Annotated in this window: 25 protein-coding genes; 11 read left to right on the forward strand and 14 right to left on the reverse strand. The window is 39.5% G+C overall.

Translation table 11 applies throughout. From position 1 onward, the window contains the following. Positions 1–32: 32 nt before the first annotated feature. A complete protein-coding gene (locus AWW67_RS03390) occupies positions 33–1136 on the reverse strand; it encodes a glycosyltransferase family 4 protein (protein ID WP_062300261.1) in 1104 nt (367 codons plus the stop codon). A gap of 23 nt (positions 1137–1159) precedes the next feature. Further along, positions 1160–1810, reverse strand: coding sequence for an orotate phosphoribosyltransferase (gene pyrE / locus AWW67_RS03395; RefSeq protein ID WP_053224732.1), 651 nt, complete (start codon positions 1808–1810; stop codon positions 1160–1162). A 101-nt stretch (positions 1811–1911) separates the two neighbouring features. Here pyrE and AWW67_RS03400 point away from each other — a divergent pair, with 101 nt between their 5' ends. Then, positions 1912–2595: an NUDIX hydrolase gene (locus tag AWW67_RS03400; RefSeq protein WP_062300262.1), complete on the forward strand. Its 684-nt coding sequence runs from the start codon at positions 1912–1914 to the stop codon at positions 2593–2595. Here the strand turns inward: AWW67_RS03400 and coaD are convergent. The 5 genes from coaD to AWW67_RS03425 all read right to left on the reverse strand — a co-directional run bounded on the left by coaD (position 2592) and on the right by AWW67_RS03425 (position 7049). Next, positions 2592–3047, reverse strand: coding sequence for a pantetheine-phosphate adenylyltransferase (gene coaD / locus AWW67_RS03405; RefSeq protein ID WP_062300263.1), 456 nt, complete (start codon positions 3045–3047; stop codon positions 2592–2594). The genes AWW67_RS03400 and coaD overlap by 4 nt on opposite strands. Before the next feature lie 15 nt (positions 3048–3062). Further along, entirely contained in the window at positions 3063–3935 is an 873-nt protein-coding gene (locus tag AWW67_RS03410; protein WP_062300265.1) for a DUF3822 family protein, read from the reverse strand. Between the two features lie 12 nt (positions 3936–3947). Beyond that, complete coding sequence (locus AWW67_RS03415; RefSeq protein ID WP_062300266.1) at positions 3948–4526, reverse strand: hypothetical protein; 579 nt, start codon at positions 4524–4526, stop codon at positions 3948–3950. A gap of 379 nt (positions 4527–4905) precedes the next feature. Beyond that, positions 4906–6498, reverse strand: a complete 1593-nt coding sequence (locus AWW67_RS03420) for a TlpA family protein disulfide reductase (RefSeq protein WP_062300267.1) — start codon at positions 6496–6498, stop codon at positions 4906–4908. A 59-nt stretch (positions 6499–6557) separates the two neighbouring features. Then, the gene (locus AWW67_RS03425) at positions 6558–7049 is read right to left on the reverse strand and encodes an NUDIX domain-containing protein (RefSeq protein ID WP_062300269.1); all 492 of its coding nucleotides are present in this window, start codon (positions 7047–7049) and stop codon (positions 6558–6560) included. A gap of 38 nt (positions 7050–7087) precedes the next feature. On the opposite strand from AWW67_RS03425, the gene AWW67_RS03430 reads away from it, so the two are divergent. Next, positions 7088–7543 carry a PaaI family thioesterase gene (locus AWW67_RS03430; protein WP_062300270.1) on the forward strand — a complete coding sequence of 152 codons (456 nt, stop codon included), beginning with the start codon at positions 7088–7090 and terminating at the stop codon, positions 7541–7543. Between the two features lie 3 nt (positions 7544–7546). Continuing rightward, positions 7547–8947, forward strand: a complete 1401-nt coding sequence (locus AWW67_RS03435; protein ID WP_062300272.1) for an ATP-dependent DNA helicase — start codon at positions 7547–7549, stop codon at positions 8945–8947. 106 nt (positions 8948–9053) lie between these two features. Here the strand turns inward: AWW67_RS03435 and AWW67_RS03440 are convergent, their stop codons facing one another. After that, the gene (locus AWW67_RS03440; protein WP_062300274.1) at positions 9054–9431 is read right to left on the reverse strand and encodes a DUF423 domain-containing protein; all 378 of its coding nucleotides are present in this window, start codon (positions 9429–9431) and stop codon (positions 9054–9056) included. Further along, on the reverse strand, positions 9431–10108 hold the full coding sequence (locus AWW67_RS03445) for a YggS family pyridoxal phosphate-dependent enzyme (RefSeq protein ID WP_062300276.1): 678 nt from the start codon (positions 10106–10108) through the stop codon (positions 9431–9433). Before AWW67_RS03445 ends, AWW67_RS03440 begins: the two co-directional genes overlap by 1 nt. Before the next feature lie 116 nt (positions 10109–10224). On the opposite strand from AWW67_RS03445, the gene AWW67_RS03450 reads away from it, so the two are divergent. Genes AWW67_RS03450 through AWW67_RS03460 form a run of 3 tightly spaced genes read left to right on the forward strand, consistent with a single transcriptional unit; the run spans position 10225 to position 13015 of the window. After that, a complete protein-coding gene (locus AWW67_RS03450) occupies positions 10225–11778 on the forward strand; it encodes a GH3 family acyl-acid amido synthetase (protein ID WP_053224744.1) in 1554 nt (517 codons plus the stop codon). Then, positions 11778–12416, forward strand: a complete 639-nt coding sequence (locus tag AWW67_RS03455) for a LysE family translocator (RefSeq protein ID WP_053224745.1) — start codon at positions 11778–11780, stop codon at positions 12414–12416. Before AWW67_RS03450 ends, AWW67_RS03455 begins: the two co-directional genes overlap by 1 nt. A gap of 2 nt (positions 12417–12418) precedes the next feature. Continuing rightward, positions 12419–13015, forward strand: coding sequence for a DUF6992 family protein (locus AWW67_RS03460; RefSeq protein WP_062300278.1), 597 nt, complete (start codon positions 12419–12421; stop codon positions 13013–13015). Positions 13016–13022: 7 nt separating this feature from the next. Here the strand turns inward: AWW67_RS03460 and AWW67_RS03465 are convergent, their stop codons facing one another. Genes AWW67_RS03465 through AWW67_RS03475 form a run of 3 tightly spaced genes read right to left on the reverse strand, consistent with a single transcriptional unit; the run spans position 13023 to position 15835 of the window. Further along, entirely contained in the window at positions 13023–14072 is a 1050-nt protein-coding gene (locus AWW67_RS03465) for a vWA domain-containing protein (protein WP_053224747.1), read from the reverse strand. Continuing rightward, positions 14065–14964 carry a hypothetical protein gene (locus AWW67_RS03470; protein ID WP_053224748.1) on the reverse strand — a complete coding sequence of 300 codons (900 nt, stop codon included), beginning with the start codon at positions 14962–14964 and terminating at the stop codon, positions 14065–14067. The genes AWW67_RS03465 and AWW67_RS03470 overlap by 8 nt, the downstream gene beginning before the upstream one ends. After that, positions 14957–15835: a DUF58 domain-containing protein gene (locus AWW67_RS03475; RefSeq protein ID WP_053224749.1), complete on the reverse strand. Its 879-nt coding sequence runs from the start codon at positions 15833–15835 to the stop codon at positions 14957–14959. Before AWW67_RS03475 ends, AWW67_RS03470 begins: the two co-directional genes overlap by 8 nt. A 151-nt stretch (positions 15836–15986) precedes the next feature. Between AWW67_RS03475 and AWW67_RS03485 the strand changes: the two genes are divergently transcribed. Further along, entirely contained in the window at positions 15987–16331 is a 345-nt protein-coding gene (locus AWW67_RS03485; protein ID WP_071387044.1) for a DUF4296 domain-containing protein, read from the forward strand. A 20-nt stretch (positions 16332–16351) separates the two neighbouring features. After that, complete coding sequence (locus AWW67_RS03490) at positions 16352–18730, forward strand: endonuclease MutS2 (RefSeq protein ID WP_062300283.1); 2379 nt, start codon at positions 16352–16354, stop codon at positions 18728–18730. Positions 18731–18999: 269 nt separating this feature from the next. Here AWW67_RS03490 and ytxJ read toward each other — a convergent pair whose 3' ends face one another. Both ytxJ and AWW67_RS03500 read right to left on the reverse strand, forming a co-directional pair. Then, on the reverse strand, positions 19000–19368 hold the full coding sequence (gene ytxJ, locus AWW67_RS03495) for a bacillithiol system redox-active protein YtxJ (protein WP_260311297.1): 369 nt from the start codon (positions 19366–19368) through the stop codon (positions 19000–19002). 5 nt (positions 19369–19373) lie between these two features. Beyond that, positions 19374–21347, reverse strand: coding sequence for an alpha-ketoacid dehydrogenase subunit alpha/beta (locus AWW67_RS03500; RefSeq protein WP_062300286.1), 1974 nt, complete (start codon positions 21345–21347; stop codon positions 19374–19376). 99 nt (positions 21348–21446) lie between these two features. Between AWW67_RS03500 and AWW67_RS03505 the strand changes: the two genes are divergently transcribed. From AWW67_RS03505 to mnmC2, 3 genes are read left to right on the forward strand one after another with little or no spacing between them, the layout of a single operon-like run. Next, positions 21447–22691, forward strand: a complete 1245-nt coding sequence (locus AWW67_RS03505) for a M16 family metallopeptidase (RefSeq protein ID WP_062300287.1) — start codon at positions 21447–21449, stop codon at positions 22689–22691. Continuing rightward, the gene (gene ispF, locus AWW67_RS03510) at positions 22688–23164 is read left to right on the forward strand and encodes a 2-C-methyl-D-erythritol 2,4-cyclodiphosphate synthase (RefSeq protein ID WP_062300289.1); all 477 of its coding nucleotides are present in this window, start codon (positions 22688–22690) and stop codon (positions 23162–23164) included. Before AWW67_RS03505 ends, ispF begins: the two co-directional genes overlap by 4 nt. Next, the gene (gene mnmC2 / locus AWW67_RS03515; RefSeq protein WP_062300291.1) at positions 23165–23842 is read left to right on the forward strand and encodes a tRNA (5-methylaminomethyl-2-thiouridine)(34)-methyltransferase MnmC2; all 678 of its coding nucleotides are present in this window, start codon (positions 23165–23167) and stop codon (positions 23840–23842) included. It begins immediately after the preceding gene. Positions 23843–23866: the final 24 nt, after the last annotated feature.

The raw sequence follows: 23866 nt of genomic DNA on the forward strand, positions 1-23866 counted from the left end.
ACAGTTTTCAACCTGCAATTTAAGCTTTGATTCTAGTTTTTCGACACTAAACCGTAGAAGTATTCCTCATAATTCAGAATTGTATTTTCCATGCTGAAAGTCTGGAAGGCAGTGGTTAATCCGTTTTCTATGAACTTGTCTCTAGTTGGTTGATCGGAGAGAAGCTGCTTTATTTTAGATGATAGTTCAGTAATGTTTCCGTTTTCGAAGAGAAAACCGTTGTAATCGTTTTGAACTACATCGGCTATGCCACCAAAATTGGTGGCAATTACTGGGCATTTCATGGCCATGGCTTCAATCAACACCAAACCGAAGCCGTCCATGGTGGAAGCAAGAATGTTAATATCGAACAAACGGTATAGGTTGAGTACTTCTTTTCCAGAAACATCACCCAAGCAAATCACTTCATTCTTTAGGCCAAATTGGTCTATATAGGGTTCTAGTTGACTTTGCTCTATACCTGCAAAAACGAGTTTGATATTGGGATCATTGAGTTGAGCAACGGCTTCAATAATTTGAGGCTGCTCTTTAAAGCGAGAAACACAACCGATTACTTTTTCTCCAGCTTTGAGCTTAAGCTGCTGCCTGAATTTCTCTACGGTTTCATCATTCCATTGCGTTAATCGCTCTGCGGGAATGCCGTTATGAATTACTTTTAAATGATTTTCGGGATAACCTTTCTCCACAAAAATGGATTTTAGTCCTTCGCTAATCACCACAATTCCAGCAGTGTTTTTTACGTAAAACCATTTCTGTAACCAACCGCCAGCGCTCAATGGGTTTTGTCTTCGGGTATGAACAATTTCTACCTTAAGCTTATACCTGAGTTTGGCAAAAATGGCCGTGTAGCGGTCGTAGCTCGATTGGGCATTAATTACTTGAATGCGATGCTTTTTCACTGCATCCCGAATCTGCCGCCAGTTTTCAATGTCGAATTTTCCTTGGAAAGTCATTGGGATTCGCTGCGCTTTACTGCCTTCTAGCAAATCCCAAATGAGCATGTCTTGCCTGCAGCCCACAAAAACATCATGCCCCTTTTCAGCCAGCCCTTTCGCTAAATAGGCAATAGAGTTGGTAGAACCTGCCAAACCACCTTGGTAGGTAATAAAAAGAAGCCTGAGTTTGTGTTTCGGCATGTTTTAGATTAGTGCTTTGCGGATTAACCTTTCCAGTTGGCTGGGTCTTGTCTCCACTTTTCTAAAGAAGCCAAGTCATCTTGGTTTACATAACCAAGTTCTTTCGCCTTTTCTAGCATTACAGAATAGTTACTCAAACAGTGAAGCTTGATGCCCGCTTTTGCAAAATTTTCGTCAGCTAAAGGGAAACCATAAGTGAAAATGGCCACCATTCCAAGTACTTCATAGCCAGCAGCTTTTAGTGCTTCGGCAGCTTTTAAAGAACTTCCTCCGGTAGAAACAAGGTCTTCTACAATCACCACTTTTTGGCCTGGTGCCACTTTACCTTCAATAAGATTTTCCATGCCATGTCCTTTTGGGGAAGAACGAACATAGATGAAGGGAAGGTCCAGTTCGTCTGCAAGTAAAGCGCCTTGAGGAATACCAGCAGTAGCTACACCTGCAATAGATTGTGCTTCTGGGTAGAGTGATTTACATGCTTCGGCCAGTGCCTTTTTAATATAAGTTCTTGTGGCTGGAAAAGAAAGCGACATGCGGTTATCGCAGTAAATTGGAGATTTCCATCCTGAGCTCCAGGTAAACGGTTGAGACTTATTAAGTTGAATTGCTTTTATTTCTAATAAGTCGGAAGCAACTCTTAGTGCTGTATCTTTAGGGGTGCCTGATTTTTCCATGGCACGAATTTAAGGGATTTTTTTTCTGAAATTTATAAACCCAACAGAGGTATTGTTCTTAAAAAATATTTCATATTAGCAAAAAATAGTGCTCACAATAGATGAGAATATACATCAAAGATAAGCCCCTTCGAATCAAACGTCCGGAGGAAGTTAAGGATCATTCTAAGTTCGACCTTGTAATCAATGTGGATGATATTATTCTGAATGAGAAAGCATTCAGGGGTAATATGTTGATTACGAATGCTTCACAGGGAATGATCAAATCATTACTTTTTATTTTGCACCATAGCAAATTAAAGGGGTTTAAGTCTGTAACCCTTATTACTGCAGAATATGAGGAGACTGTTAGTTTGATCAAAGGAAAGTTTAAGATCATTAAAGCGGCAGGTGGGGTAGTAGAGAAGGAAAATAAAGTGCTGATGATTCACCGTCTTGGCATGTGGGATTTTCCAAAAGGTAAAATTGAAGGGAAGGAAAGCGTTCAAGAAGGTGCGAAGAGAGAAGTAGAGGAAGAGTGTAACGTTAAGGTGCAAGTGAAGGAGCAGATTTGTGTTACTTGGCATACTTACGTTCGTGGCGGAAAAGATATTCTAAAGAAAACCAGTTGGTTTTTGATGGATAACCTTGACGACTCTAAAATGAAACCTCAAGCAGATGAGGATATTGATGAAGTGAAATGGATGAACTCTAACGAGGTAAACGTGGCACTTTACCATACCTATCGTTCAATCCAACACGTTTATAAAAAGTATAAGAAAAAGAGAAAGAAGAAAGCCGTTTAAAGCTCGTAAGGCAGGAATTCTTGAACATCGCCTCCATAACGATGAACCTCTCTGATAATAGTAGAACTGACTGATGATAGCTCGGGTGAAGTAATTAAAAATACCGTTTCGAGTTCTTTGTTCAAATGCCTATTTACCTGAGAAATACTGTTTTCGTACTCAAAGTCTGTTGTATTTCGTAACCCTCTGATCAAGTATTTAGCCCCCATTTTATTTGCGAGGGTGGCTGTAAGCTCATTATACACAACTACTTTTACCCTTGGAACATTGACAAACGTGGTTTCAATTTTTTTCACCATAAAATCAATGTCGAAATATCGATTTTGCTTGGCTGTATTATAGCCAATCGCAATAACCACTTCGTCAAAAAGCCCTAACGACCTCATTACAATATCATGATGTCCTTTTGTGAAAGGATCGAATGAACCTGGGAAAATAGCGATGCGCTTCATAGCAGCGGGTATTGGTTATGAATTGGTGTCTGAGAAGCTTCCGAATATTTCTATGTGTTCGTAAAGCTCAATTTCATCAAACTGATGACTCATTTTAAATTGAGTAGATCTTTTACCCAAGCTAAGGTTTTTAAAGTATTTTTTCAGCAGCGGTTCTAAGCTTTTTATTCTGTCTTTAACACCCCAAAGCATTATTGGAGTACCTTGGCCTTCTTGACTAAATTGCTGAATTGACATCAAAATTAACTTAGGCAGCTGCTTTAGGTCACCAATTTTGAATTGGTTATAAATCATCAACTTTTGGCCATTAAAACCAGCTAGCATTAAGCTGTCCGAATTACAATTGAGGTATAAGGCTGGTTTAGCAACCTTAAGCAAATGCTTATCTACACTCTTTAAAAAGGTAGAACCTTCATGAAAAACATGGATACTAGCCTTTTTGTATTTAGAGAAGAACCAGTCTTGAATGGCTGCAGGGTAACCAAAAACATATGTAGCGGCCAATGACTTGTGTTGCTGTATAGCGTAATTGTCTAAATCAGGGTTACTGTCAGTATTAAGCCTTATATAGTTATATGCCGAATCTTCATCGAATAGGAAGCTAGGCACCATGCAGAACTGATTATTCCTGATATGAATATGTATAGTAGGCCAAAAACCAGCGGGTACTAACTCATGCTGATCGTGTAGCTTCTCGAGAAAATCAATCGGGGAAGATGAGATAAGGTGATTTTCGAAAAGCAGAAGCTTTTGCTTTTGCTCGTCAAATACTGTGATTTGACAGTCGTGCTCACCAATAAAAAACGAAAGACGACATTGATCAATATGATCAATGTCCATGCTTTCGTCTTTGATTTTTATGAGTTGTTGGTTTTTAACAGTACTCACTATAATGATTTACTACCAGTTACCTGAAGTGGTAATTTCTGTTCTAGAACCGAAACGTAAAGGTCTTCTGTTTTTGATTTCGTTATCCTCTGTTCTGGTTCTGTCGAAAGGATAAGTGTCAACTACCTCAATGTAATCTACATTAACACCAGAACGAACCGAATCTTTGGCATAAAGCGAAAAGAATTTGTCCGGTGCATGTGGTAACCTTGGTAGGTTCATTGGGTTGAAATTTGGTATTTTAAACAATGAATCTCTCACTGTTCTAAAACCTAGCGTGTCATAAGTAAAGGTTGAAATTTCTTCTCCGTAGGCTTGAGGAGTAATAGTTTCAGTTCTTTGGATCAACCAAATTTTACCACTGTCTACATAAGAAATTAGTTTTTCCCATGTATCGGCATAATCACCATAAGTGCTTTGGTAAGCAATCTGGGCATCACGAATGAGTTCAAGTTTGGCTTTCACCGAATTTTCTACTCTTTCAATGTCTTTTGCTCTCTCAATAGTTGAGTTAATACTGTCATAAAGGAAGTAGCCAAATGTGAGGGCTCCAATGAATATGACTACAGTAAGGATTTTAGTTAGGCTCATTTTTTAAGGTTGATCTTTTTGCGAAAATAACTATTTTATTAGGTAACTGAAAATAAATCGAACTGCTATTTTATGCAATTCTAATGAAATTTGAAATAGCCAGTCTGTTTAAAAAGGCTTTCGAAACTAGTAATATTTTGAATAACATAGTGCAACCGATGGTTAGGGATTTGTTTTATTTTTTCAAAGGGTTTAAAATCGGTTTAAATGATGACTTGAAAATCGGTCTCTAATTAAGTTTTAGGGTCTTTTCTAGCTTCTCATATATGATTAACCATCAGAATGTTTTTTTCAATTTAAATGGGCACCCCCATATTTGGTTTGTAAATTGAGGTTGATTGAATTTTTAAGACAAAACTGATGAATTAAACTGCTAGTTTTAATTGCTTGAAGCATTGAGCGCCTTCATCAACTGTGTTTTTAGAAGTTCCGATTCACTTGGTCTTGGAGCATCCTTATTTACCAAACGTCCATTGGTATCGTAAATCATGTAGCGCGGAATAAATTGAATTTCTAAATCGTCCATTTGCAATGAATTATCCGCATTCATAATTCGATAGTTGGTGCTTCCTTCTAACTCTAATTTTTTTAATGCCTTTTGCCATGGTTCTTCTGTGCGGTCGGTAGAAAGGTATAGGTAGACGATATTCTCGTTGTTCATTTCTTGCTGGAATTTCTTAGAACTAGGCATTTCAGCAATACAAGGGGCGCACCAGCTGGCCCAGTAATCCACATAAATTACTTTTCCTTTGTTGGCTGAAATGAATTCATTCAGTGTTCCAGTCTTTCCACTGTTGTCTACCAATTGAACATCATCATCAATTTCAAATTTGACATTATACTTTTTTACGAAGTCGTTAAATAGCACAGTGTCTTGGTAGTCATTTTTGAATTTAGTAAGATACTTAAGCCTTGTTTCAATGTTAAAATGTGAAGTCTCAGAAAGAGTTTTGTCCAAGTTTTTATACTGAAGAAGCTTCCGCTCCGTTGGACTGAATTCGGTGGACGCCTGTATTGAGTCGTATGAGGATGGGTAATTCCATGTACGACTTCCGCTTTCTCTCCCTTTAATCTCGAGCATCTCTACAGGATGGAGTCGTTTGGCTTTAGTTTCTATGAAACTTTGGTAAATACCTGAAACGAGAAGAGAGTCATTTCTAACGGCAAGTGCGGGGTGATCTCTTTCTAAGTCTTTTAAAATTTGACGTAAATACTCGAAGTTTTCTTCCTCAGGGACATACCTTAATTCGGTCACTTTATTGGTTAGCTTCCAATACAAGTCACTTAGCATGGCATTATGATGTTGTTCAGTGATAAGACCTTTTTCTCTGAATGAGTTGATTCGTTTAATGTCTTCCGTTAATTCTTGATTCAATACTTGCCCCATCTTGATTCTGTAGTTTTTCACAAACTCTTGAGCGCTAATGGTCTTGTCTTCACCTCTGGAATATAGTCTAAAACCCAGTAGAGAGTGATTAAATATAATCATGGCAGGTAAGTCGTCTTGGTATACAGAGTCTCGTTGGTTTAGGCTAAAGTTTGTAACCTCTGTATTTTCATTTCGGTTAATGATTTCTGCAATTGGTTTTGTGCCCTCATAATTAAAGATAACCGTATCTCCTTTCCTAAAATAATAGGTGAGTTCATCTATGGCTTTGTAAGTGAGTTTAACTTCAAGTAAATTACGCTTCGTGCTTATGGTCACTGTGTCTGAAGGAGAGTTGACTTCAAAACGATAGCGGGTGGGTATTAAAGCATCATTGATAGTTTGGATTTGGTAACCATTACCTGAAGCAAGATTCCCAACAGGTTGATCATAAAATGAAGGAAAAGTGTATCTAGCATGCGATTGAGGATTCTTGAAAATTAGAACCACCTGATCTGGCAATTGGGGCTGATCTACTGGTTTGTCTTTGTGATCACTACAGGCCAAAGTGGATATTAAGATCAGTAAAACGAGGTGCTTATTCATAACATGTGGTTTATTCTATAAATATATAGAAATATCACATTTATAAACTAATTATTTAGTTATTTGTTTTTCGAATAGCCCGTTCTACTTAAAAGACTATCGAAACTCGTCATGTTTTGAATCACATAATGCAGATGTGCTTTTGGGAGCTGTTGTATCCTTTCAAAGGATTTAAATTCAACTTGAGTAATGATTTGTGCATTGGCCTCCATTTCAGGATCAGTGCCTTTTTTGAGTTCCCCGCCCCGTATTTTCACTTTAAAAAATAATTCGATGCCGTGGAGCGGTGGGTCGAGGTATTCATGCACAAAAAGGAATCTCTCCACTTCAATGTCTAAATGGGTTTCTTCCATAAATTCACGCTTCAAAGCTTCATGTGCACTTTCTCCATATTCCATACCTCCGCCCGGTGGCGCCCATAAAGAGCCACCTTTTCCCAAAGCGGTATGGTGAACCATCAAAAGACCTTCATCGGTAATGCAGATGCCACAGACCCGAACCCGAAGTTTTTCGCCATAATTAGATTTGATTTTGGATTCCAGTGAGTCCATAAGTAGGAGATACGATATATTTGTCCAAAATTGAAAAGATGATAAAGGTATTGAATCCCAACTTTAAATCAAGAATAGAGAAATTCCTCGAAAGGCAATATTTCATGAAACTGGTAGGCTTTGATTTGAATGTAATTGAAGCGGGTACTACGGAAGGTTGGTTGACTTTAAAACAAGAGCATCAGCAGCAAACAGGTTTGGTACACGGAGGCGTTACGGCTACGGTAGCCGATATTGTTGCAGGCTTTGCGGCTTATACGGTGGTGCCTGAAGATCACCACGTAGTGACGGGAGAGATTAAAATCTCCTATTTTTCTAAAGGTAAAGGAGACCGACTTCATGCTATTGGTAAAGTAATTAAGCAGGGTAGAAAACTGAACTTCTGCGAGGCCGAAGTATGGTGTTTAGATGGTGAGAAAAGAACATTGATTGCAAAAGCCACAACCACAATGGCTACTATTTTTCCTGAAGACATTTCACGCGCTAAAAATTAAGCATTGGCAAAACCTTCTGAAATATTATTGAGCAAATTCCCTTTTGAGCCCACTTCTGGTCAAAAGGAGCTTTTCCGTATGTTGGATACATTTCTACTGGACAAAGATTTAGTAAAGCCTACCCTAACCATTCGGGGTTATGCTGGAACTGGGAAAACCACAGTCATTGGTGCGGTGGTAAATATGCTTCCCTTTTTCAATATGAAGTATGTTTTGATGGCGCCCACAGGCCGTGCAGCCAAAGTGATGTCTTCTTATTCCAAACGCACGGCTTTTACGATCCACAAAAAGATCTTTCAGCAAACAGAAGAGCCTGGGGGAAGTCTACGGTTTTCGCGTCAGAAGAATTACCACACGAATACACTCTTTATTGTGGATGAAGCTTCAATGCTTTCCGACCAATCGGATTATGGCACAAAAGGGCTGTTGACTGAGTTGATGGATTATGTTTTTGAAAAGGAGGGGAATAGACTTTTGCTGATTGGTGATGTGGCGCAGCTTCCGCCTGTAGGCAGTGCCGAAAGCCCAGCTTTGGAAGCCTCATACCTGAAACACAATTTCAAAACCGACAATTTCTCCATTGAACTAACCGAAGTAATGCGTCAGGAGGAATCTTCTGGTATTCTTTATAATGCCACGCAACTCAGGAAAGAACTCAGTAAAGAGAAGTTCGACATAAAATTTACCACAGGTCAGTTTAAAGATATTTTTAAAATGACGGGTGAAAGGTTGGAAGATGGTCTCCGCTATGCCTACGATAAGTATGGAACCGAGAATACGGTAATTGTTTGTCGGTCGAACAAAAATGCGGTGCAGTACAATCAATACATCCGCAGGGCGATTCAATATAGAGAAGACGAATTGGAGGCGGGTGATATATTAATGATTGTTCGGAACAACTATCATTATTTGCCAGAAAATACGCCCGGTGGCTTTTTGGCCAATGGAGATTTTGTAGAGGTGATGAAAATAGTTCGGTTTGAAGATGTTTACGGATTGCGTTTTGCCACCCTCAACCTGCGTTTGCTAGACTACCCTGACCATGAGCCTTTCGAAGCCAAAGTAATTTTGGATACTCTTTATACGCCAGAAGCTTCATTGCCAAGTGCAGATCAAAAGAAGCTTTACGAGCAAGTGGTAGAAGATTATGCGGATGTGGAATCGAAAGGCGAACGGATAAAATTGATTAAGAAAGATCCTTATTTGAATGCTTTGCAAGTGAAATTCGCTTATGCGCTTACCTGCCATAAATCTCAAGGTGGGCAATGGGAGGCGGTTTTCGTAGACCAAGGTTACCTCAATGAAGAAATGATCGATCAGGATTATTTGCGTTGGCTATATACAGCCGTTACCCGTGCCTCAAAAGAGCTTTTCCTTGTTAATTTTCATCAGAAATTCTTCTGATTACTTCTTTAACCGCAATACTTATTTAGTTTTTTTGGTGAATCAATTCACCGATAGTTATGACTTTTGGTGAATCAATTCACCAAAAGTTAAGTTTATGCTGCTCTTAAAGACTATTCTTAACCCCCAAAATCAAAAACAACCAACCCATAATAAAGCCCAAACCTCCAATTGGAGTGATGGCGCCCAACCAAGTGACATTGGTCAATGATAGAGTGTAGAGTGAACCACTAAAAATGAATATGCCCGCTACAAAGCAAATGGCAGCATAGCCAAAGTAATTGTTTTGGTAGTTGATCATGAGCATGCCTAAAAGAAAGAGTGCTAAAGTGTGGTAAAACTGATATTTCACGCCAGTTTCAAAAGTATCCATTCGGTTGTTGGCGGTTAATGTACTTTCCAAGCCATGCGCACCAAAAGCGCCAATGGCTACGGATAACATTCCAAATATTCCAGCTAAAATTAAAACAGTTTTTGCGCTCATTATTGATTGTAGTTTCGTCCTCCAAAAATAGCAGACCCAATCCTTACCATGGTGCTGTCTGCTTCGCAAGCCACTTGGTAATCATTAGTCATGCCCATTGATAATTCCTTCATTTCTAAATTTTCAGAATGAATTTCATTTTTGATTTGATCAAAAAGTGCTTTCAGGCCAGTAAATTCATTCTTCACCCTTTGCATGTCATCAGTATTGGTGGCCATACCCATTAGCCCAACAACTTTGATTTGCTTTAACTCTTGAAAAGCTTCAGATTTTAAGAAGTCAAGTAATTCTTCTTCTGAAAAACCAAATTTACTTTCTTCCTTAGCAATAAATACTTGCAGTAAACAAGGAATTACTCGGTCATTTTTTGCGGCTTGCTTATCTATTTCCTTTAAAAGTCTCTCGCTGTCTACCGCATGAATAAGGTGAACAAAAGGCGCGATGTACTTTACTTTATTTCGCTGTAAGTGGCCAATCATGTGCCATTGAATATCTTTCGGCAGCGCATCGGCTTTTTCTGTAAGTTCCTGAACCTTATTTTCACCAAATGCCCGTTGACCTATTTCATAAGCTTGTAACAAATCCTCTTTGGGTTTAGTCTTACTTACGGCAATCAATTGAGCACCGAATGGTTTTAGAATTTCGCGGTATTTTTTTATGTTGTTTTCTACACTCATTTGAGTTGCCTTAATTTCAGTAGTACTTTTGTTTATATTTGAAACGCTCAGTAAGTTCCAAAGTTAGAATAAATTCGCTTTGAAAGGGGCTTACCGACCACACGAAAATTGATTGAATGGCCATATTAGGGACTATACTTAAAAAAGGAATAAAGCTTAGGGAAACGCTTGAACAAGATTATACATCGCCCTACGAACTTCAAAAAAAGGAATTGTCGAAACTGCTTATCAGCGCAAGAAACACGCAATTTGGTAGAGAATATGATTTTGTAAGTGTGTTGGAGTCTTTCAGAAATCATGGAGGGCACGATTTTCTAGAAAAATTTAAAGCCAATGTTCCCGTTTGCGATTATGAAAAAATGAATGCCGACTGGTGGCATAAAATAAGGGAAGGAGAAGAGGATGTTTGCTGGCCAGGAAAAACCAAGTTTTTCGCTTTAAGTTCTGGAACATCAGGTGCAGCTTCAAAATATATTCCTGTTACAAAGGATATGATCCGTCAAATTAGAAGAACGGGAACAAGGCATATCTATACACTTTCTAAGTATGATTTACCCGATAAATTCTTCCAGTCAGGAATGCTCATGTTGGGAGGGAGTACCTCGCTCAATTTCTCAGGAAACTATTATTATGGTGACTTGAGCGGTATCACTACAGGCCAATTACCACTTTGGGTACAAGGCTTTTCGCGCCCCACACCTAAGATTAAAAAGAACAAAGATTGGGCAGCTAAACTCGATGAAATCGTAGAATCGGCTCCCAAGTGGAATATCGGCATGATCGTGGGCGTGCCCGCATGGATGCAAATTCTTTTAGAGAGAATTATTGAAAGGTACCATGTAAAGGATATTCATGAAATTTGGCCGAATCTCCAAGCTTTTGTTCATGGTGGTGTATCGTTTGAGCCTTACAAAAAGGGGTTTGAAAAGCTATTGGGTAAGCCTGTTCATTATATAGAAACTTATTTGGCTTCTGAGGGATTCTTAGCCTTTCAGTCTGAACCCAATAAAAAATCAATGAGACTGGTGCTCAATAATGGTATTTTCTATGAATTTGTGCCTTTTAACGATAAGAACTTTAGCCCTGATGGAGTGCTTGTAGATAATCCAGAAACCGTAATGATTGATGGAGTAGAAGAGGGGAAAGATTATGCTTTGTTAATTTCTACATGTGCAGGCGCTTGGCGATACCAAATTGGCGATACTGTTAAAATTGTAGACAAAAGGAACTCTGAAATTATCATTACAGGTCGAACAAAACACTTCTTAAGTCTTTGTGGCGAACATCTTTCCGTAGATAATATGAATCATGCCATTGAAGTGGCTGCAGAAGAAATGAATATTAGTGTTAAGGAATTTACCGTTACGGGTGTTCCTGATGGCACATTATTCTCTCATAAATGGTATGTAGGTACCGATGATGAAGTAGATAGCACCGCGCTCTGCGAACGAATCGATGCGCAGCTAAAAGTGGTCAATGACGACTATGCCGTAGAACGAAAGCATGCACTAAAGAACGTAACCTTGGAAATTCTTCCAACATCTGTTTTTTATGATTGGATGCGCTCAGAAGGTAAAGAAGGTGGGCAATCTAAATTTCCGAGAGTACTTAAAGGAAAACATCTTAGTAGTTGGATAGATTTTCTTAGTAAACAACCTAAGAAGTTCTGATGCATCCTGTTCTCAATGGTTTACTATTTGGTTTATTGCTCTGTGTACTTATTGGTCCGGTGTTCTTCGCCCTTATTCAAAATAGTATAGAAAAAGGGTTTTGGTCTGGGTTCTTCATGGCCATAGGTGTAGCCCTTAGCGATATCTTTTATATTGTCATCACCTACTTCGGGGTTTCTCAACTTGTAGAAAGTGAAAACTTTAAAATGTGGCTGGGAGGAGTAGGAGGAGTCATTATGCTGGTGTTTGGACTTTTCTATTTGTTTAAATCAGTACCTAAAACCACTGTTATGAAGAATACCAATGGCAGTAAAGATGGTTTCAAACAAATATTAAAGGGCTTCTTTTTGAATGGTGTGAATCCTTTCGTGCTCTTCTTTTGGATCGGGATTATGAGTAAAGTATCAATCGATTTTGAATACACTTCAAATCAAGCCTTTGGTTTTTTTGCTGCCTTAGTGGGTACAGTGTTTATTGTAGATGTATTAAAATCGCATTTCGCTACTAAGCTTAGAGAAATTGTAACGGCTCGTTTTATGAGAATAATGAACCGTACTGTAGGCGTAGCTTTAATTCTTTTTGCCCTTCGTTTGCTTAATTTCTTGCTCGAAGGTTTTGGAATAGAACTCTTTGCGTAGCCATGAAAAAATCACTCATTCTTACCTTGTTCTTAGTTTTTATCACCTTTCAGGCGCTTGGTCAGTCATCTGACCTTACAGCCTTCAATACCGACCGATTGGAATTGAATAAAGTAGGGATGATTGTTTTGGGAAGTTGGGCTGTTGGGAATTTTGCTACCAATGCGGCTTTACTAAGAAACCCAAGCTCTAAAGAACAAGGCCATTTTTATAGAATGAACATCTATTGGAATGTAGTGAATTTAGCGTTGGCCGTTCCTGGCTTACGCAACTCCCTAATTACCGACCCAAGTTCAATTAGTCTAACGGAATCCATTGGCGATTATCACCAAATGGGTAAAGTGCTTTTGATTAATGCTGGACTAGATGTAGCCTATATTACGGGTGGTTTCTTAATGAAAGAAATGGCCAAAACACGACCGAACAGACAAGACTTGTTGAAAGGCTATGGTAAGTCTTTAATCCTGCAAGGTGGATTTCTCTTCGCTTTTGATGTAGTGATGTATGGCTTATTACAATCTAAGAGTGAAAGCCTAAATAAAATATTAGAAACAGTAACCGTAAATGCAGACGGCTTGAGTCTGGTTTTTAGGTTTTAAGAAAAGGTTAATCCTCCAACACGTTACTCACAAAAGTACTTTTAGAGAGCATAAATAGAATAAAGAAAACCAGGCCCCATTTGGCATAAATAGGGTAGAAGTCCGTAGTATTCTTGTAACGGGTTTCTTTGATTTCAGCTTTCTCGTATTGGTCAATTAAGCTGAAAACGTTTGAAAGTGCTTCGTTATCAGAAGCGCGATAGAACTGACCATCACCAATTTCTGCAATCTTTCTAAGCGTGGTTTCATCCAGCGTATTTTCGATATAGTTGGGTCTGCCAAAGAAGTCTTTTCCGTAAGGCACTTTTCCGTCCTTACCAATACCAATGGTGTAGATTTTAATGCCGTAAGCAGCGGCCAATTCAGCGGCAGTAATTGGGTCAATATTTCCGGCAGTGTTATCTCCATCACTCAATAAAATCATCACCTTAGAAGCCGCAGATGATTCCGTCATTCGGTTGGTTCCTGTTGCAATGGCACTACCAATGGCCGTTCCTCTGTTCTCGATTTTACCAAAGTCTACTTCGGTATCGATAAAACTACCCAGTAATTCATAATCAGTAGTCAATGGAGAAAGTGAATAGGCATCACCCGAAAAAATCACCAGTCCAATTCTGTCCTGAAACCTGCCATTGATAAAATCACGTGCGGTTTGCTTAGCAGCCTCAAGTCGGTTGGGCTTAAAATCTTCAATCTGCATTGATTCAGACGTATCAATGATCAATACGATATCAATCCCTTCTGTCCATTGCTCTACTTGTTCGTTTGTTCGTTGTGGGCGGGCAAGGGCTACGATTAACATGGCCAAAGCCAGTGCGGTAAATAGGTTAGGAATTACCCTTAAATAGCTTGTCCAGCTACGTTCTATGTCTTGTTTAGGAAGGGCAACAGGGAGTTTCTGCTTTATTTTAGTTCCGATTAACCATTTAAGAAGAAAAAGAATGAGCACTAATGGTAGGGCATAAAGAAAAATCGGAAATGCCCAATCAAAGGATTTGAAACCCTCAGGAGTAAACCACTCCAGAGAAAGCCAGCTATATTTCGATTCGTCAAGCATTTTTAATTACTTCTGAAATGTGATTGTATCGGTCTTGAGTATAGTCTTTTAAAAACTCAAAATCATTTTGTAAAGCAGAAACGGTAGCCTTACTGTATATGTTTTTATCAATAGATTTGAGCGTTTCATCCAAGCTAGAACTTTGCATTAGTAATACAATTTCTTTGGTAGTTAGCTTAGTAAAAGGCAGGTTTTCTAAACCTTCCATGTAGCTCTTCCAGTATTTTAGTGTTTTCTCTATGTTGGCTTTGGTAGTGTCATTGCTCAACGCATCAATCTGTTGATCGAAACCAGCATTGAATTTTTCAAGGCCTTTTTTCAACCTATAAAGCTTAATCTTTTTCCTAATGTCTTTGCCCCAAACTACTAACACAATGATGGCCAAAACACCTAGCACCACTAAAGCGATAATAAAATAAGGGTAGTTGAATTGCAGAGAAACGGGTCTGTAATAAGAGTTTTCTTCCATATTCACACTGTCGGGCATTTGCGTAACTACCTGATCGAGAATGATGGAATCCATTAAACTAAAATTCGGAATACTATCGCTTTCTGTAATTAAGAAAACAGGAAGGGAAAGCCTTTGAACTGTGTCGATTTCAAAAGTAGTGAGGTAATAAACCGCACTATCAATACTATTAATGTCGTCAGATTGGGTGTTGAAATACTCTTTACTTACCAGCTCAAACGGAGCAAAGTTGTAGAGCGAATCAGGAAATATAACAGACCTGTTTTTCTTGTCTTTATAACTGAAAATAAAAGGAACCGGCTCACCGATTTTCACACTGTCTTTCAAGAAAAAACCAACCGGTTTTGTTTCCTGAGCGTGAATTGCCTGACTTCCAGAAAAAAATAAGGCGACTAGAATGGTAAGTTTAACGATCTTAATCACGTTTCATTGATTTATTTCGCAGTTTGAAAAGTTTGATGAGTTGTGGGATATAATAATCCTTGGTATTGATTTCTACATAATTGATTTGGTGCTTTCTGCAAAATAACTGTAAGTCATCTTTATTGGTAGAGTATCGTTTTTCTAGTTTATTTCTAAAGTCTTTTGACGAAGTATTTACCCACACAGTTTTTCGACTCTCTTTGTCGTAAACAGGAATTATCCCCAAGTTAGGCAAATTAGTTTCTCGGTCGTCTTTTAAGTGAATCACCACAAGGTCGTGTTTGTTGGCCAAAGTCCTCAGGTTCTTTTCGTAATCGGTATCAATAAAATCCGAAATCAAAATCACCACACTTTTTTTGTTGATGGCTTCAAGCGCTAAACCAATCGCTTTACTGATATTCGTTTTTCCAGATTTTGGTTTTAGGTTATAGAGTTCATGAATAATAGCATAACCGTGTTTGCTGCCTTTTCCTGACTTTACAAATTTTTCTTTTTGATCTGAAAAACAAATAAGCCCCACTCGATTTTGTTCTTTAATAGCCGAAAGCGTTAAAACCGAAGCAATTTCTTTTCCTACATCAACTTTTTGCGCACCTGGGTTTCCTATTTCTTGCGAACCACTTACATCTAGCAAGAAGAAAACTGTCTGTTCTTTTTCTTCTTTAAATGTTTTCACAAAGGTTCCGTGTCCCTTAGCCGAACTGTTCCAGTCGATGTTTCTTACATCATCACCATAATGGTATTCGCGCACTCCATCAAACTCCAATCCCGATCCTTTAAAAATGGAATGGAAGTCTCCTTGCATCCGAGAATTGATGGCTTTTCTGATTTGTATTTCGTACTTCCTAAGCTTGGAAATTATGTGCTCCATATCTAAAAGGCCAAAAATAGAATTAAATCGGTTTTATTCAGTGTCAACTATCTTAAATTTGGTTAAGAAGCATTCCGCTACCGTGCAGAATACGTTACCTTTGACAAATTCGTTTGAAAATCGAAGTTGAAAATAAAATTGAGAATTGAGTGTGAAAAAGCTTTTTTTGTTGGCGGTTTGTTGCTTGTTTTTTACCTGCGGTAGTAAAGAGGAGTTGCCAGAAGGATTATTGTCTGAATCTGAGATGATCGACATCATGGTAGATATTAGAGTAGCTGAAGGTAAAGTGACTCACTTGTTGCTTCCGGCAGACTCCGCAAAAAAGGTATTTAAGATATTGGAAAAGAGGATTTTCGAAGAACACGATGTAGATACAGTAGCCTACAAAAAAAGCTATCAGTACTATTTACTTCATCCAGAAAAGGCTTCTGTCATCTTCTCTACCACACTAGATAGCCTCAGTGTTATGAAAGAAAGAGATACAAACCTGAGATAAGAATAAGCCCCATTTACCGAATGCTTTACCCACAAAATTTAGAAGAAAAGTTAGGTTTTGATAAAATCAGAGCCGTTTTGCTCGAAAAGTGCGAGAGCAATTTAGGCGCCCAATTCGTTTCAAAAATAAAATACGCCACAGATCGCAATTCCATAGATAAGTGGTTAGAACAAACCCACGAGTTTACGAGAATCATTCAAAGTGGAGAACTTTTTCCAAACGCTAATTATATAGATGTTTCTTCACACCTTAAAAAGGTGCAGATGGAAAACTCATTTCTTTTAGAGGAAGAGTTTTTCGATTTATTGCTGGTGTTTAAAACTGCCGACCAATGTTTGAGCTTTTTTAGCCAAAAGCGAGAAGATTACCCTGAGTTGGTTCAGCTTACTCATCCTTTGCTTTGGAACGATGAATTGCTCTGGTCGATCGACCGAAAGTTTGACGAACGCGGCAGATTAAAAGATAATGCTTCGGCTTTATTGGCCGACATTCGAAAGGGAATTAATGCCGAACAGCAAAGGCTTAGAAAAGTACTTGATGGAATTTTAAGAAGAGCGCAAAAGGATGGCTTTACACCTGATGACGTCTCTATTACCATACGCGAGGGTAGAATGGTGATTCCGGTTTTAGCGGAATACAAAAGAAGAGTGCGAGGCTTTGTGCATGGCGAATCTGCTACAGGACAAACGGTTTATCTAGAACCTAGCGAAGTGCTCGAAATCAACAATGAAGTACGTGAATTGCAGTACGCAGAAAAGCGCGAAGTCATTCGAATTTTAACGGCTCTCACCGATGAGGTTCGTCCAGAATTGGAAAACCTTTCAGGAATAATGAAGTTCTTGGGCATCATCGATTTTATTAGAGCCAAAGCCCGTTTTGCAATAGATATTGATGCCATAAAACCACTTTGGAACGAAACGAAGGGCTTTTCTTGGCAAGAAGCGAGACATCCGTCACTTTACCTTTCCTTTAAAAAGTTAGGAAAGAAAGTAGTGCCGCTCAATATTTCGCTCGATGCTGAAAAGCGAATTTTGGTAATTTCTGGACCAAATGCAGGAGGAAAAAGTGTTTGCCTGAAAACCGTGGGTTTATTGCAGTACATGTTCCAATGTGGCTTACTAGTTTCGGTGTATGAAACTTCACGCTTTACCATTTACAGAGATCTCTTTATTGATATTGGCGATGAACAGTCCATCGAAAATGATTTAAGTACATACAGTTCGCATTTGGTGAACATGAAAAACCTTTTGGGTCATGTAAACAAAGGCAGCTTGTTTTTGATTGATGAATTTGGAACTGGTACCGAACCGCAGTTTGGTGGCGCCATTGCTGAAGCCATTTTGGATGAACTTCGCAGTTCGAAGGGCATGGGTGTAATTACTACGCACTATGGCAACCTAAAGGAATATGCCGATAAGCAACAGGGTTTGGTAAATGGGGCAATGAAGTATGACCTGAAGAATCTTCAACCCATTTATCAACTAGAAATTGGGAAACCCGGAAGTTCTTTCGCCTTAGAAATTGCCCGAAAAATTGGCCTTTCAAATCAAACCATAGAATACGCCAAATCTAAAGTAGGGGTAAAACAGGTTTCTGTAGATCAGCTTTTAGGTCAGCTAGAAAGTCAGCAATACGAAGTTGAAAAGGCTGAAAAAAGAGTGAAGGCCAAAGAGAAGGAATTGGATGAGCTAACGACTCAATATGCCGAGTTAAAATCTCATTTGGAAAACCAAGAGAAGAAAATTCTAAACAATGCGAAGCGCGAAGCCAAAGTGCTATTAGATAGTGCTAATAAGGAAGTAGAGCGTGTAATTCGCGAAATCAAAGAAGCTCAAGCTGATAAAGAAAGGGTAAAGCAAGCCCGCGAAAGTTTAGAGGCAGCCAAGAAGAAAACTAAAATTACTTCGCAAGAAAAAGAAGTAGTTCAAACAGAATCTGGCGCCATTGAAGTGGGGAGTTATGTCCGTATTAAGGGGCAAGAAACCACTGGTAAAGTAACTTCTATCAAAGGTAAGGATGTAGAGTTGAGCATAGGGGCATTAACCTCTATGGTGAAACTGAATCGTTTAGAGAAAATTACCCGCAAAGAAACCCGTGAAAAAGCCAATTCACTTTCAGTGAAGGGCGGTGTTTCCCTCAACGATAAAATGGCCAATTTCTCTCAGAAGTTAGATATCCGTGGCTATCGTGCCGAAGAAGTAATTCCCAAACTTGAGCAATATATGGACGAAGCCATATTGCTGGGCTTTAACGAACTCCATATTCTACATGGAAAAGGTAATGGAGTTTTAAGGCAAATCGTACGAACTCACCTTTCATCCTACAAAGAAATTGCTCAAATGAAAGATGAACACGTAGACCGTGGTGGCGCAGGAATTACTGTGGTTACTATGCGTTAGTCATTGGTTGAATGGTCATTAGTCATTGGGGGTAGTCCCATAAACTCAATTCATCGATATTGCGAGAAATAGACTTTGCGGTAGCGAAAGGCTTTGACGAAGCAATCTTACTTTTAAAATTACAGAACCTGCCACCTAGAGACTGCTTCGTTACAGTCCATTGCTATCGCATGGCTTTCGTCTGCGCCAACGCTGAAGCTAAGGCGTAAGCGTTCGCAGTGACGATTCTAATTTATGCTTTGCGTTTCTTCGCGTCCTTTGCGGTTAGATCAAAGCAATTTCAACATCGCATCATAATCAATTGACATGTGCGAACTATGGTGAACAGCTTTTCCATTTTTGATAACAATGGCTTGTGGGGATTCATGTTGTACACCAAATTGTTCGGCCACAGCATTAGAAACTTCTCTAAACCGAATTAGGTCTAAATAATAGATTTTCAGCTGATTACCTTCTTCTGTCCAGTTGCGCTCCAAACGGTTTAGCGCCATGCTGCTAATGCTGCAACGGGTGCTGTGCTTGTAAATCACAACCGTTTGGTTTTTGCTCTCCTCAATGATTTCAGAAAGTTGATCTAAACGCTCCAATCTATTCCATGGCACTTCAACAGTGTCTTCTTTCTTCTTATTCCAAAACATAAAACTTAGTAATTTATCAAGTCATTCAACTTCTCTACAAGTCTTTGTTTGGGTAAAAAGTTCTCTTCTAAGTGTTTTCCGAAAGGAACAGGGGTGTCAAGACTACCAACTCTAGCTACAGGAGCATCTAAATATTGGAAACAGTTCTCACCAATCCAAGCGGCTATTTCGGCACCAATTCCGCCTGTAAGCGTGTCTTCGTGCAGTACAATTACTTTATTGGTTTTCTCCACGGTAGCTTCCACTGCTTCTTTATCCCAGGGCAATAAAGTTCTTAAGTCTAAAATTTCAATTGAAGCCTCCGAAGTGGCAGCCAGTTCTTTCGCCCAGTGCACGCCCATGCCGTAAGTAATGATGGAAATATCATCACCTTCTTTGGCAATGCTTGCTTTCCCCACTTCAACCGTGTAATAATCGTCTGGAATATTCTCGATTACCGAACGGTACATGGCTTTGTGCTCGAAGAATAAATAAGGATTCGGATCTTCAATGGCTGCTGCCAAAAGTCCTTTCGCATCTTTTGGGTTAGAAGGGTAAACGATTTTTAAACCAGGCGTGTGAAAGAACCAAGCCTCGTTGGATTGCGAGTGAAATGGCCCAGCGCCAACGCCAGCTCCCGTAGGCATACGCACTACAACATCGGCATTTTGCCCCCAGCGGTAATGGCTTTTTGCCAAGTTGTTTACAATTTGGTTGAAACCGCAAGTAACGAAATCGGCAAACTGCATTTCAACCATAGCCTTATAACCATTAATACAAAGCCCGAGCCCAGTACCAATAATGGCCGACTCGCACAAAGGTGTATTACGCACCCTTCCGCTTCCGAATTTCTCTAAAAAACCGTCAGTAATTTTGAAAACGCCACCATACTCAGCAATGTCTTGTCCCATCAACACAAGGTTGTCGAAACGTTCCATGCTTTGCTTTAAACCATCCGAAATCGCATCTACAAATCGTTTTTCTGAGGTTGCATCTGTTTTTGGTTCAATCACTTCCTGAACAAATGGCGCGTGCATATCGTCAATTTCCATTTGAGTGGCAGGTGGTAATTCTTCTGCATAAGCCAACTCTAAACCTTCATCAATGTCGGCTTTGATTTTGGCCCTGATCTCTTTTTCCGCTTTTGCGGTCAGTATTTTTTCCTTCTTTAAAAAGGACTCATAATTTTCAACAGGGTCTTTCTTCGCCCATTCTTCCATCAAAGCTTTCGGAACGTATTTAGTACCGCTGGCTTCTTCGTGGCCACGCATTCTGAATGTCATGCATTCCACAATCACTGGCTTAGGGTCTTTTCTAATTTTTTCTGCCAATTGCTTTATGGTAGAATGTACTTCAAGCAAATTGTTGCCATCTACTTTTACGGCTTTAATACCGTAGCCCGGGCCTTTGTCTATAAAATTTTTGAATCTGAATTGCTGTTCGCTAGGGGTTGAAAGGCCATAGCCGTTGTTTTCAATCACAAAGATTACTGGCAAGTCCCAAACTGCTGCTACGTTAAGTGCTTCGTGGAAATCTCCTTCCGAACTTGCACCGTCTCCTGTAAAGACCAAAGTAGCTTTCTTGCTTTCTTTAAGCTTGTCGGCTAAGGCAATTCCATCTGCCAAGGCCATTTGTGGGCCTAAATGTGAGATCATTCCCACAATATTAAATTCCTTTGTTCCGAAGTGAAAAGAGCGATCTCTTCCTTTTGTGAAGCCACTTAATTTGCCTTGAAACTGTGCGAAAAGGCGACTGTACGGAATGTTTCTGCCTGTAAAAACGCCAAGATTTCGATGCATAGGAAGTATATATTCTTCTTGGTCGATGGCATTCACGGCCCCAACAGAAACCGCCTCTTGTCCAATTCCAGAAAACCACTTGGTGATTCTTCCTTGTCGAAGTAGAATGAGCATTTTTTCTTCGATCATGCGTGGTCTAAGAATTTGCTCGTAGAGGTGTAAAAGTTCTTGCTTGGAGTAACCTTCTCGTTTAAAAATCATAGTTGTTTTGAGTGCAGTGCGAAGCAAAATTAAAGTAAACCCTCAATTGCCGAAATTAATGTGCATTATTTTTATTTTTGCCAGCCTACCCAATTGTATATGATCCAATTTGAACAATTTGAACTAAAAAACGGCCTTCAGGTCATTTTTCACCAAGACCTTACTTCACCTATGGTGGTGGTAAATGTACTTTACAATGTGGGGTCGAGAGATGAAGATGAAAAGCGCACCGGATTTGCTCATCTTTTTGAGCATTTAATGTTTGGTGGCTCACTAAACGTACCCAATTATGACGAGCCATTACAGAAAGTTGGGGGCGAGAACAATGCGTTCACAAGCCCAGACATTACAAACTACTACATAACGCTTCCGGCCGAAAACATGGAAACTGCATTTTGGTTGGAATCGGACAGAATGCTAAGCCTTTCTTTCGACCCAAAAGTATTGGAAGTACAGCGTTCTGTGGTGATCGAAGAATTTAAGCAACGGTACTTGAATCAACCTTATGGCGATGCTTGGTTGAAATTGAGACCGTTGGTGTATAAAGAACATCCTTACAAATGGGCGACCATTGGGAAGGAAATTGAGCACATTGAAAAGGCCACCATGGATGATGTGAAGGATTTTTTCCATCGTTTCTACAAACCCAATAATGCAGTTTTAGTGGTGGCTGGAAATACTACTTTGGATGAAGTAAAACGACTGAGCGAAAAGTGGTTTGGTGAAATTCCAAAAGGTGAAACCAATGTACGAAATTTACCTCAAGAGCCTGTTCAAACTGAATATAGAGAGTTAGAAGTAGAAGCGCCTGTGCCGGCAGACTCTCTGTATATGGCTTTTCATATGGAAGGGCGAGCGGATGGAAAATATTACGCTACTGATTTATTGAGCGATATTTTAGGGCGCGGTAAGTCGTCATTATTGCACGATCAATTGGTAGAGAAACAAAGGTTGTTCAGTTCGATTGGGGCTTATGTAATGGGTTCTAGTGACCCTGGCTTACTCGTGATCAATGGGCAATTGAGTGCTGGTGTTTCGCTGGCTGAGGCTGAAAAAGCAGTGTGGGATTTGATTGAAGATTTTAAAAACACTTCGATTGAAGCCGCTACTTTGCAGAAGGTGAAAAACAAAGCAGAGTCGACCATTGTTTTTGGCGAAGTTGAATTACTGAACCGAGCCATGAATTTGGCGCATGCTTGGACTTTAGGCGATCCCGACATGGTAAACCATGAAGGTGAGAAAATTCAGGCCGTTACGGTAGAAGATATTAAGGAGCAGGCCAATAAAATATTGGTGAAAACAAACGCTTCGGTATTAAGGTATAAAGCAAAAAAAGAAATATGAAAATCAGAGTAGGTTTTGGATACGATGTACATCGATTAGAAGAGGGGAAAGACTTTTGGTTGGGCGGAATCAAGGTGCCTCATACGCACGGGGCTGTGGGTCATTCAGATGCAGATGTACTGATTCATGTGATTTGCGATGCGCTTTTAGGAGCAGCTAATCTGCGAGATATAGGTTTTCATTTTTCGGACAAAGATCCAAAATTCAAGGGGATTGACAGTAAAATTTTACTGAAGGAAGTAGTAGCGCTTCTAGAGGCTAAAGGCTTTTCTATTGGTAATATTGACAGCACTATTTGTTTAGAATTGCCGAAAGTAAACCCTCATATTCCTGAAATGAAAAAATGCCTTTCAGAAGTAATGGGAATTGAGGAAGAAGATATTTCTATCAAAGCTACTACCACTGAAAGGCTTGGTTTTGTAGGCAAGGCTGAAGGTGTGGCAGCTTATGCTACCGTGCTGATTCAAAAGTAAATGGCTGAAGTAAAAATTATAGTTACCGAAGATGGTTCGCATTCGCTGTACCATGCTGAACTGAACGAAACCTATCATTCTTTTCACGGAGCGGTGCAAGAGTCGCGTTATGTGTTTCTTAAAGAAGGGCTCGATTTTCTTCGTACTAGTTTCGCTTTAGATAAAATTCGAGTGCTTGAAGTTGGCTTTGGTACTGGGCTCAACGCTATTCTTACCTCTGAATGGGCGGTGGCAAATAAGGTGAGAGTTGAATACACCACGTTAGAGCCTTTCCCCTTAAAAAGTGAAGTGTATGAAGCGTTGAACTACCACGAATTTTTTGAGGATAAAACCGTGAAGGAACGGTTTTTAGCGCTTCATAATGCCGCTTGGGAAACAAAATTCCAACAAAACGAATTTTTCAACATACTAAAATCAGAAGCCAAACTTCAAGACTTTAACAGCGATTCACTATTCGATATCATCTTTTTCGATGCCTTCGCACCAAGCAAACAATCCGAAATGTGGGATTTAGAGGTGATCGAAAAAACGGCTGAATTGCTCGACTCAAATGGTGTTTTTGTTACCTATTGCGCCAAAGGTCAACTGAAAAGGGATTTAAAAGCAGTTGGACTAGCCGTTGAAACCCTTCCTGGCCCTCCGGGTAAAAAGGAAATGGTAAGAGGTGTAAAACGCTAAGGCTAAAGTAGCTTTAAATTTGTA

The sequence above is a fragment of the Roseivirga seohaensis genome (genome assembly GCF_001592945.1).
In the GTDB taxonomy this organism is placed as follows: Bacteria; Bacteroidota; Bacteroidia; order Cytophagales; family Cyclobacteriaceae; genus Roseivirga; species Roseivirga seohaensis.